The 7,541-nt window shown below is 68.5% G+C and carries 11 protein-coding genes and 1 pseudogene; 10 read left to right on the top strand and 2 right to left on the bottom strand.

Annotation, left to right across the window (positions count from 1 at the left end):
• The first annotated feature begins 150 nt into the window (after window positions 1–150).
• The 3 genes from N800_RS14655 to N800_RS14665 are packed head-to-tail and all read left to right on the top strand — an operon-like array spanning window position 151 to window position 1,413.
• Window positions 151–933, top strand: coding sequence for a LytR/AlgR family response regulator transcription factor (locus tag N800_RS14655; protein WP_036140351.1), 783 nt, complete (start codon window positions 151–153; stop codon window positions 931–933).
• A gap of 11 nt (window positions 934–944) precedes the next feature.
• Entirely contained in the window at window positions 945–1,178 is a 234-nt protein-coding gene (locus N800_RS14660; protein ID WP_036140353.1) for a hypothetical protein, read from the top strand.
• Between the two features lie 19 nt (window positions 1,179–1,197).
• Window positions 1,198–1,413 carry a hypothetical protein gene (locus N800_RS14665; RefSeq protein WP_036140355.1) on the top strand — a complete coding sequence of 72 codons (216 nt, stop codon included), beginning with the start codon at window positions 1,198–1,200 and terminating at the stop codon, window positions 1,411–1,413.
• 63 nt (window positions 1,414–1,476) lie between these two features.
• Here N800_RS14665 and N800_RS14670 read toward each other — a convergent pair whose 3' ends face one another.
• Complete coding sequence (locus N800_RS14670) at window positions 1,477–1,896, bottom strand: RcnB family protein (protein ID WP_036140357.1); 420 nt, start codon at window positions 1,894–1,896, stop codon at window positions 1,477–1,479.
• A 224-nt stretch (window positions 1,897–2,120) separates the two neighbouring features.
• Here N800_RS14670 and N800_RS14675 point away from each other — a divergent pair, with 224 nt between their 5' ends.
• From N800_RS14675 to N800_RS14700, 6 genes are all read left to right on the top strand, one after another.
• Window positions 2,121–2,390: a hypothetical protein gene (locus tag N800_RS14675; RefSeq protein WP_036140359.1), complete on the top strand. Its 270-nt coding sequence runs from the start codon at window positions 2,121–2,123 to the stop codon at window positions 2,388–2,390.
• Window positions 2,391–2,419: 29 nt separating this feature from the next.
• Complete coding sequence (locus tag N800_RS14680; protein WP_036140361.1) at window positions 2,420–4,144, top strand: TPR end-of-group domain-containing protein; 1,725 nt, start codon at window positions 2,420–2,422, stop codon at window positions 4,142–4,144.
• A 16-nt stretch (window positions 4,145–4,160) separates the two neighbouring features.
• A complete protein-coding gene (locus N800_RS14685; protein ID WP_052108301.1) occupies window positions 4,161–4,925 on the top strand; it encodes an oxygen-binding di-iron domain-containing protein in 765 nt (254 codons plus the stop codon).
• A gap of 20 nt (window positions 4,926–4,945) precedes the next feature.
• On the top strand, window positions 4,946–5,437 hold the full coding sequence (locus N800_RS14690) for a hypothetical protein (protein WP_156963019.1): 492 nt from the start codon (window positions 4,946–4,948) through the stop codon (window positions 5,435–5,437).
• A gap of 13 nt (window positions 5,438–5,450) precedes the next feature.
• Window positions 5,451–5,933 (top strand): hypothetical protein, encoded by a 483-nt coding sequence (locus tag N800_RS14695; RefSeq protein ID WP_036140366.1) that lies wholly within the window; start codon window positions 5,451–5,453, stop codon window positions 5,931–5,933.
• Between the two features lie 87 nt (window positions 5,934–6,020).
• Entirely contained in the window at window positions 6,021–6,395 is a 375-nt protein-coding gene (locus N800_RS14700) for a nuclear transport factor 2 family protein (protein WP_036140369.1), read from the top strand.
• On the opposite strand, the gene N800_RS14705 is transcribed toward N800_RS14700, so the two are convergent.
• Complete coding sequence (locus tag N800_RS14705) at window positions 6,392–7,126, bottom strand: NYN domain-containing protein (RefSeq protein WP_036140371.1); 735 nt, start codon at window positions 7,124–7,126, stop codon at window positions 6,392–6,394. The genes N800_RS14700 and N800_RS14705 overlap by 4 nt on opposite strands.
• A 138-nt stretch (window positions 7,127–7,264) precedes the next feature.
• On the opposite strand from N800_RS14705, the pseudogene N800_RS16170 reads away from it, so the two are divergent.
• A pseudogene (locus N800_RS16170) lies at window positions 7,265–7,541 on the top strand (hypothetical protein); the annotation flags it as partial.

Raw genomic sequence — 7,541 nt, forward strand, 5'->3', positions numbered from 1 at the left:
CCGGCTACGGCGCACCGCCGCCGGTGTCGCCAACCGCCGCGGCTACACCCGCGTGGTGGACCGAGCCGGCCGCGCCGCCCACGATCGACGCGCCCAACAACGTGCCGCCGCCGAACCCCGGCAACGCGGCCCCAGACGGGAGCCACGGCCATGGCTGAGCAGCCCTTCACCGCCATCGTCGCCGAGGACGAAGCGCTGCTGCGCAATGCCCTGGTCGAGCTGCTGCACGTCACCTGGCCGCAACTGCGCATCGTGGCCGAGTGCGAAGACGGCGCCAGCGCGCTGGAGGCCCTTGCCGAACACAAGCCCGACGTGGCCTTCCTCGACATCCGCATGCCCGGCCTCACCGGCCTGGACGTGGCCGCCGCCGCGGCCGAGACCAGTCCGCGCACGCAGATCGTGTTCGCAACGGCCTACGACCAGTACGCCATCGACGCGTTCGAGCGCGGCGCGGTGGATTACCTGCTCAAGCCCATCAATGCCGAGCGCCTGGCCCACACCGTGCGCCGCCTGCAGACCCGGACCGGCAACAACGAAGCCGCCACGCTGGCCGCGCTGCTGGCCCGCCTCAACGCCGCGCCTGTACCCGCGCAGGCGCCCACGGCGCCGACGCTGACCTGGCTCACCGCCAGCAACGGCCGCGAGACGCAGCTGATCCTGGTGGACGACGTGGCTTACTTCCGCGCCGACAACAAGTACACCACCGTGGTCACCGCCGACGGCGAAGCGCTGCTGCGCACGCCAATCAAGGACCTGCTGGGCATGCTCGAACCCACCCGCTTCAAGCAGATCCACCGCTCCACCATCGTCAACCTCAAGGCCATCGCCGGCATCACCCGCGACGAGAGCGGCCGCGGCACCGTGCGTCTGAAGGCGCGGCCGGAGACGTTGACCGTCAGCGTGCCGTACATGGCGCTGTTCAAGCACATGTGATGAGGTGACCCGTGAGCAAGCTCCTTGCTGTGTTGTACCTGGTGCTTTCGCTGTTCGGCATCGACGTCGCCGGCAGTGCCGACGCGTTGTGCCGGCATACGCTGCTGCCCGGCGTATGCGCGGTGAAGCCCGCCGTGCGCAGGCACCTGCCGACGTCCGTACCGCACCACTGCACCCGCGCGCAGACCGGCACGCCGGCGAGTGATGCGCCCTGCACGCCACCGCGGCCACGGGCCGCGGAGTGAGCCGCCAAGGAGACCACCCATGACCACCCTTCTCGCCGTGCTCGCCTGGTGCGTGCTGTGGGTGCTGTGCTGGCCGATCGCGCTGCTGGCGCTGGTGCTGTGGCCGTTCGCGTGGCTGCTGTCGCTGCCGTTCCGCCTGGTCGGCATCACGTTTGGCGCACTGTTCGCCTTCCTGCATGCGCTGCTGATGCTGCCCGCGCGGCTGCTGGGCGGGTCGCGGCCGCGTCCAGCGTAACGTCCAAAAACACAAAGCCCCGGCACCAGGCCAGGGCTTTGTGGGTCACGCGCAAAGAACCGCTTACAGCGAGTTGAGGATCACCGCCGCGATCACGCCGGAGGCCACCGAGACCAACACGTAGCGGTCGTCCATGCGGCGCCACTCGTGGTTGCGCGGCGGCGCGTACAGGCCGTAGCGGTAGTAGTCACGGACCGCGTAACCGCGGTACTCCGGATGGATGTGGTAGCCGCGGCGGTAGGCCACGTAATGCGGGTGGCGATGCTTGTGGTGGCCCAGGTGGCGGCCACGGTCATGGCGGTAATGGTGATGGTCGCGGTCATAGCGGCCGCGGTCATGGCGGTCGTCATCGCGGTCGCGGTCATAGCGACCGTAACGGTCATAGCGGTCATCGCCGCGACGGCCGTCATCATGGGCGCCGGCAACGGCCACCCCGGACAGCAGGATCGACAGCGCCAAGATAGAGCCAAGGGTGCGCTTCATGGTGTAGCTCCTCGTGGGCGGCCACCCCTGCGGTGGCCCATGGACTCCACGCTATGTGGACGAGGCTGAACAGGTGATTGCTCCGACCGTGTCGTGAAAAAAGCGTTCAGCCGGCAGTCGACATCCCCCGAACGGGTGAAAGACAGCCTCGCCGCGGGGGGCGGCAATAGCTCCGTGCGCCCGCGTATCCGCCGAGCGCCCGGCCCTGCCCCCGGAGGCCTGCAATGCACCTGATCTATTCACACAACTACGCCACCGCGCGCACGTTCGCGTTGCGCAACGAATTCATGCCCGGCGACTGGAAGTGGATCCAGGACGCCGACATCGTCCGCCAGTACCCGCGCGCGGATGTGTACAAGGTCACCCACTGGGAAGCCAACCCGCACCGCGACACGATCGATGAGGCGATCGAACGCGCACGCGCGTCGCGCCGGCTGGGCACGGTGAGCGAAGTGGATGCTGGTGGCAGCACGCTGGGCGTGTCCGGGGCGTAGCCGCCGCCGCAACGCAGGAGGCGCGCCCAGTGGCAGATTCCCAGCATCCCTATGAATTCGACGGCTTCCGGCTGGACCCGGTCGGCCATGAGCTGCGCCGCGCCGGCGTGCCGATCGCACTGGAGCCCAAGGCCTTTGACGTGCTGGGCGAACTGGTCGCGCATGCAGGCGTGCTGCGCAGCCGCGACGAACTGCTGGATGCGGTCTGGGGCCATCGCCACGTCACCCCCGGCGTGCTCAACCGCAGCATCGCGCAACTGCGCCGCGCGCTGGGCGACGATGCCAACCACCCGCGCTACATCCAGACCGTGCATGCGGTGGGTTACCGCTTCATCGCCCCGGTCGCCGACACCGCGCATGGCCTGGTGGACAGCGCGAGCGCGAAGGCCGCGCCGGTCGACACCACCGAAGCGGCCTGCTGCCCGCCCGAATCCAAGCCCGTCGCGGCGCCGCCCGCCTCGGTGGCCATCCTGCCGTTCGCCGACCTCAGCGAGGCCAAGGACCAGGACTACTTCTGCGACGGCCTGGCCGAGGAGATCCTCAGCGGACTGACCCGCGTGCACGGCCTGCAGGTAGCCTCACGCACCTCGTCGTTCCGCTTCCGCGACAGCGACATCGACGCGCGCGAGATCGGTCGCCAGCTCAACGTGGCCGCGATCATGGAGGGCAGCGTGCGCAAGGCCGGCGACCGCGTGCGCGTGACCGCACAGCTGATCGACGCGCGCAACGGCTACCACCTGTGGTCGGAAAACTTCGACCGGAAACTGGAGGACATCTTCACCATCCAGGAAGAGATCGCGCGCAGCGTGGTCGCCGCATTGCGGGTGTCGCTCACCTCCCCGGCGGAGATCAATTTCACCCGCCACGCGCCGCGTGACATGCGCGCCTACGACTACTACCTGCGCGGCCGCCAGCTTGAGGGCCACACCACCAACGTGGCCTGGCACCTCGCGCCGCAGATGTTCCGCCGAGCGATCGAGCTCGACCCCGATTACGCACAGGCACACGCCGGGCTGGCCGATGCGCTGACCGAGCTGCTGCTGTGGCGCCTGGCCAAGCGCGAGGAGGTACTGGACGAAGCGCTGGCCGCCAGCCGGCGCGCGCTGGCACTGGCGCCGGACCTGGCCGAATGCCAGGTCGCCCACGCCCACGTGCTGTCGCTGGCCGGCGATCACGACGCCGCCGTCGCCGCGTTCGAGCGCGCGATCGCGCTCGACCCGAAGTTGTACGAGGCCTACTACTACTTCGGCCGGCACTGCTTCGCCAACGGCCGCACCGAGCGCGCCATCGACCTGTTGGAATCCGCGCACCGCGTTCGCCCCGACGAGTTCCAGGCGCTGGCGATCGCGGTCGGGGCAGCGTTCGGCGCGGGGCAGCCCGAGCGAGCGCGGCGGCTGGCCCGCACGGTACTCGACGTCGCGCTGCACCAGATCGAACTGCAACCCGAGAACGTGCGCGCCTACTACTTCGCCGCGATCATGCAGTTGCACCTCGGCGACCCCGAGGCCGGCCGCCGCAGCATCGAAACCGCGCTGGCGATGCGCCCCGACGACTACGGCACGCTGTACAACGCCGCCTGCTTCTATGCGCTGCTCGGCGAGCCTGACACCGCGCTCGACCTGCTGGATCGCTCGATCAGCACCGGCGAAGGTTTCCCCGAGTGGATCGAGCATGACGATGACCTCGCCGCCCTGCGCCACCTGCCGCGTTTCCGCGCGCTGATCGCACGGCTGGATCCGCCGCCGCTGCACTGATGACAGGAACCCCGTCATGGGCACCACCAACACGCAGTCGGGCACCAACATCCACGAGATCGCCGCGGGCATCTACCGCATCAACACCCCGGTGGCGCTGCCCGGTGACATCGGTGCGTTCTCGTTCAACCAATACCTGATCGACGACGACGAACCGCTGTTGTTCCACGCCGGCCTGCGCCAACTGTTCCCGCTGGTGCAGGAGGCCGTCTCCAGCGTGTTGCCGCCCGCGCGGCTGCGGCATATCGCGTTCTCGCACGTCGAGGCCGACGAGTGCGGCGCGCTGAATGCGTGGCTGGCCGCCGCCCCGCAGTCGGCGCCGGTGTGCGGCGCGGTGGCGGCGATGGTGTCGGTCAACGACCTCGCTGACCGTGCACCGCGTGCCATGGCCGACGGCGAAACGCTCAGCCTGGGCCGCCACCACGTACGCTGGCTCGACGCCCCGCACCTGCCGCACGGCTGGGACTGCGGCTTCCTGATGGAAGAGACCACCGGCACCCTGCTGTGCGGCGACCTGTTCACCCAGCCCGGCCGCGGCGAACCGGCACTTACGGGGGCCGACGTCCTCGGCCCAAGCGAGGCGTTCCGCCAACCGATGGACTACTTCGCCCACTGCCCGCAAACGGGCGCGCTGCTGGAAAAGCTGGCGCAGGCCCAGCCGACCACGTTGGCCTGCATGCACGGCAGCGCATGGCGCGGCGATGGGGCCGGGTTGTTGCGGGCGTTGGCGGTGGCGTTGGGGCATGGCCCATCGCGGAGGGGTGGCGTTATCGTATCGTGAGGCTCCCCACGGAAGACCCCATGAGCGGACCATCCATGCGCGCGATCGTCATAGCCCTGCTGCTGGTCTCGTCCAGCGCGTTGGCCAAGCACGTGTACCCGCAACACCTGACACCGGTCGCCGATGGCGCGCGCTATACGCTGGCCGAACCGTACGTGTTCAAGGAAAAGGCCGCCACCTTCACCCTGCGCCCCGGCGAGTACGTGCAGCACTTCGAGGATCGCAAGGCCATCTACCTGCTCGGTGGCGAAGGCTGCGCCGACATGAACGTGGTGCCGCCCAAGCAGCCCGAACACGCCTACACCATGACCTTCAACTGCGGCATCTTGGTGCCCAAGGACGACAGCAAGGGCGCGGCGTTCTTCTTCATCCGCGGCAAGTCGCAGCAGACCCAGTCCCTTGGGCTGATCATCAACGCCATCATCAAGGCCGGCGAAGGCAGCTTCGACTTCCCCACCTCGCGCCATGACGATGCCGCACTGCGTGCACGGCTGATTCGCGTGCAACCCTGACCCGAGGCCAGCCATGCCCCACCGCAAGAACGGCAAGCACCGCCTGCACGCACTGCTCCTGATCCTGGCTGCGCTGGTGCTGGCCACCGGCATGACCCGGAGCCCCAAGTCGTACCTGCCGCTGACCGCGCCAAGCCACTTCGACTTTGTCGACGACGTGCTGGTGGCCAACAAGGTGTCGGCCGGGCTGGCCAAGGGCCGCTACCAGGCCGTGTTCGAAGGCCCAGAGCACGTGTACTACCTCGGCGAGCCCAAGGCGCTGATCATGCCCAACGGCGTGCGCGTCAACGGCGGCATCGCCCTGCCCAAGCCGGGCGCCACGGTGGGCTGCCACCTCTTCATCCAGATCGGCGATGACTCGCAGACGGTGCGCGATGCGGGCATGGGGGCGGTGATCAGCGCGCTGGCCCGGATGGAGGCCGGCCGCATCCGCGAGTTCAAGAAGGACCCAGCCTGCGCCGGGTTCATTCCGCACATTGGGGTGGTGGCGGACTGAGCATGAAGCGCCTCCTCCCGCTCCTGCTGCTCTTCGTGCCCTCCTTGGCCGTCGCCACACCCTGACCGCCCCACCCAGGAGCCCGCCATGAACGCCCCCAGCAAGCGCGCCATCGCCACCGAATTCCTGCAGATGTGCGCCCGCGGCGACGTGCGCGAAGCCTACGACCGCCACGTATCGCCGGACTTCACCCACCACAACGCGTGGTTCCCTGGCGACCGCGAATCGCTGCTGCTGGCCATGGAGCAGAGCGCGCAGATCGAACCCAACAAGGCGTTCGACATCAAGCAGGTGATCGAAGGCGAGGACCGCGTGGCTGTGCTCTCGCAGCTGCGTCGCGCGCAGGGGCAGGAGTACGCCGTCGTGCACATCGCGCGCTTTGCCGGCGACAAGATCGTGGAACTGTGGGACCTGGGGCAGGAAGTGCCGGAGGACTCGCCCAACGCGCTGGGGATGTTCTAGGCAGCCGCCGCTTTCTTGCCCTTGGGCCGCACGTACACGTGCACGTTGGTTGCGCCGGGCGCGATGGGCTCGTCCTTCACCTGCAGCCAGCGCTGGTTGCGCACCAGCTCGCTGAGCTTGGAGAAGCCGTAGTTGCGCGGGTCGAACGAGGGGCTCTGCTTGACCAGCATGGAGCCCACCGCCGACAGCGGTGACCAGCCGTTTTCGCGTGCGGTCGCGTCCACCGCCGCCTGCAGCAAGGGTTTCAGCGGCTCCACTTCCTGCACGGCTTCGCCCGTGGCCATGGCCTCGGGGCGCAGGATTTCGGTGTAGACGAACTTGTCGCAGGCTGCCACGAACGCCTGTGGCGTCTTCTTCTCGCCAAAGCCATACACCAGCAACCCGGCCTCGCGGATGCGCGTGGCCAGGCGGGTGAAATCGCTGTCCGACGACACCAGACAGAACCCATCCACGCGTCCGGCGTGCAACAGGTCCATCGCATCGATGATCAGCGCCGAGTCGGTGGCGTTCTTGCCCGAGGTGTAGGCGAACTGCTGGATGGGCTGGATCGCCAACGGGTTGAGGATGTCCTTCCACGAGCCCATGCCGACATGGGTCCAGTCACCGTAGGCACGCTTTACCGTGGCGGTGCCATAGCGCGAGATCTCGTTCATCAGTTCATGCGCGATCTTGGGCTGCGCGTTGTCCGCGTCGATCAACACAGCCAGCTTGTCGGAACCATGGGTTGCCATTGCCAATCCTTGTCCTTGCCGGGGCGCTCCCACCGTTATACCCGTCTTGCGTACTGGCTGAACTTCCGCGTGGGCGCATGTTCTGGCGCGGCGCGAGGCCGACGTACGATCCGTCCACCCCTCGAGGAGGAGCCAGCCGTGCGAACGACCGTCTTTGCATCCACGTCCATCGTGATCCCGCTGTGCCTGCTGCTGGGCGCCTGCCGGGCAGACCAGGCCCCGCCCAATGAAGCCGCGCCGGCGATGGAGGAAGCGCCCGTCGCTGCCGCACCCGCCGCTACGGCGGCCCCAGCCAGCTTCCCTGCCAACCTGCGCGTGGTCGGCGACGGCTACCCCAACCGCGGCGATCCGTGCCGCCGCGTGGGCGAAAGCGAGGCCACGGTGAACTGGCTGGACGACAGCGCCGACCTGGTCG

The sequence above is a fragment of the Lysobacter daejeonensis GH1-9 genome, from assembly GCF_000768355.1.
Classification (GTDB): Bacteria; Pseudomonadota; Gammaproteobacteria; order Xanthomonadales; family Xanthomonadaceae; genus Aerolutibacter; species Aerolutibacter daejeonensis.